This is a genomic window from Helicobacter sp. MIT 00-7814, from assembly GCF_003364115.1.
Classification (GTDB): domain Bacteria; phylum Campylobacterota; class Campylobacteria; order Campylobacterales; family Helicobacteraceae; genus Helicobacter_F.
This window is the reverse complement of sequence record NZ_NXLL01000060.1, coordinates 1-1,951: the sequence shown is the minus strand read 5'-3', so window position 1 is coordinate 1,951 and position 1,951 is coordinate 1. Positions and strand designations below refer to the sequence as shown.

General features: G+C 32.6%; 2 protein-coding genes and 1 pseudogene. All 3 read right to left on the bottom strand.

Features of this window, described 5'->3' with window-relative positions; all coding sequences use genetic code 11:
* Window positions 1-338 (bottom strand): annotated as a pseudogene (locus CQA49_RS09730) (50S ribosomal protein L11 methyltransferase); the annotation flags it as partial.
* A 205-nt stretch (window positions 339-543) separates the two neighbouring features.
* Complete coding sequence (locus CQA49_RS09725) at window positions 544-1,314, bottom strand: hypothetical protein (RefSeq protein WP_258864301.1); 771 nt, start codon at window positions 1,312-1,314, stop codon at window positions 544-546.
* A gap of 57 nt (window positions 1,315-1,371) precedes the next feature.
* Complete coding sequence (locus tag CQA49_RS09720; protein WP_115575747.1) at window positions 1,372-1,710, bottom strand: hypothetical protein; 339 nt, start codon at window positions 1,708-1,710, stop codon at window positions 1,372-1,374.
* Window positions 1,711-1,951: the final 241 nt, after the last annotated feature.

The window sequence follows — 1,951 nt, the reverse complement described above, 5'->3', positions numbered from 1 at the left end:
ATTTTATGCTCTTTTAGAAGTTCATTTGATTCTGTATATGTTAATCTAGCCCTTGAAATCATTATCGCTAAAGGATTTAGATCAAATCCTATAAATTCTTTTATATCATAATCCAAAGCAGCAACAAAACTACTTCCACTTCCACAATAGGGGTCTAAAAGATTTGTTTTTTCTGCTTTAAATTCTTTTAAAAGTTCTAAGCCAATTTGAGGAAGCATTGTAGCTGGATATTTATGCAGGTTTGGATACATTGAGGCATACGATTGTCCTAAAAAATCATATTTTGGATTATAAAAAGCTTCATAGTATTCTTTATTTGTGGCGTTTTGTATGGGCATTATTTTATTCTCCTGCGTAATTGCTAAGTCTTATTTTTTATCTTAACAAAAGCGCAGGCACAAAACCAATGAATGAAAATTTGAAGACAATAAGATAAGAAGGGGGAGCTTGCAAAGTAAGGTTGGAGATATTAAGCGTTGTTTAAGTATTTTCTGCTAGAATTGCGGGCGAAATTCGAAGGCGGGGCTTATACCGCCACCTCTGTTATACTCTCTTAATAATATCCAGTAATTCCTTACTGATAGTATTTAGCAAATCGTCAAGAAATAAATGTATCTTGTTTGATTCAACGCCAATAAAGGTGTTATTAAGCTTTGTAGTTAATCTAGGATATGTTTTGCCATTCTTATTTCTTGTTTTGAAAATATTCTCCCAATGATAACTTCGATTTCTAATATTTTGTAATAAACTTAAGACTATATCAACCTTATTTATATTAAGAAAATCTGAACTCTTGTTAGGTCCAAAAAAATAGTGGTTTCTATTACTGCTAGAATATTTCTTAAAATCTATATCATCTAAGTTAAGCAAGGCATTTTGGAGATTATTCTCTTTGATAAGGTGGATTATTATACCAAGTGAGACTTTGGAGAGGTATTGATGATGACTTAGCGTTTGTGGCGCAACAATTTTTTCTCTTTTATTGATTCGCTTTAGCTCCTCTTTTAAGATTTCATCGCTTGTATTGAGTATCCAATTAGAATCTGCCCCTCCTAATTGTCTATCAAGCAGGTTTCTTAGAGATACTTCTATAGTGGCAATCTTTGGAGTAATATCGCCGATAAATTTAAGATTTTCGAAGTGCTGTTGAATACTTTCGTAAGAATCTAATCTTTCTTTTGAAAGCAAGTCTTGTAAATTTGATTGATTGTTTTGCGGGGTATTTTGTTTCCTTAAGCGTATGGTGAAAGTGCGACAAAGATAACCCAACCATCTTTTTATCAGTTCCCATATTTTTTTACACAAGTATATCATATTGGGCTCAGTCCATTTCCGCACAATATTATTGGAAGTTTATTCATTTTGTCCTCCTTAATGGACCGATATACCTTTATGAATATACTCCATCAACCAAACAACAATTGCTGGAATAACCACAAAACTCAAGCTTATCCCTAAAAGCAATATCTCTTTTACGCTTCTTTTTTCGTATGGCTTATTTTTTTCCTTATCGAGTATCCCAAACGCGGAGAATATGATAACAACAGCAGAAACAGGCATGCAACAAAACATAAGAACATTGATAGCAGTGCTATCAAATAATGCTTGCATCGCTGTTAAAGCAGGGAAAACCACAAGCACCCAAAACAAAAATACCATAAGAATAAAAAAAGATGCACTAGCAAAATAAGGCATACTTTTTTTGTTCACTTTAGAGCCTTTTGATGTCTTTTGAGTGCGTATTATGGCATAAAATTTTACTATTTGGTAATAATGCGCTGGAATTACGAAACCTTTTTTTAAGGATAGTAGATGTGAAAGAATTTCCCGATAGGTTCTCTTTTGCAGGACATATTTACTTTCCCAAACTATAATAACCCCATAATTTTATTTTCATTTCATCATTTGATGATTTGCACGGTCTCACAAATATTTCTTTTTGAGAACCCTA

Excerpts from the sequence above, each read along its gene's own strand:
- CQA49_RS09725 (WP_258864301.1), bottom strand. The coding sequence starts at position 1,314 with ATGATATACTTGTGTAAAAAAATATGGGAACTGATAAAAAGATGGTTG.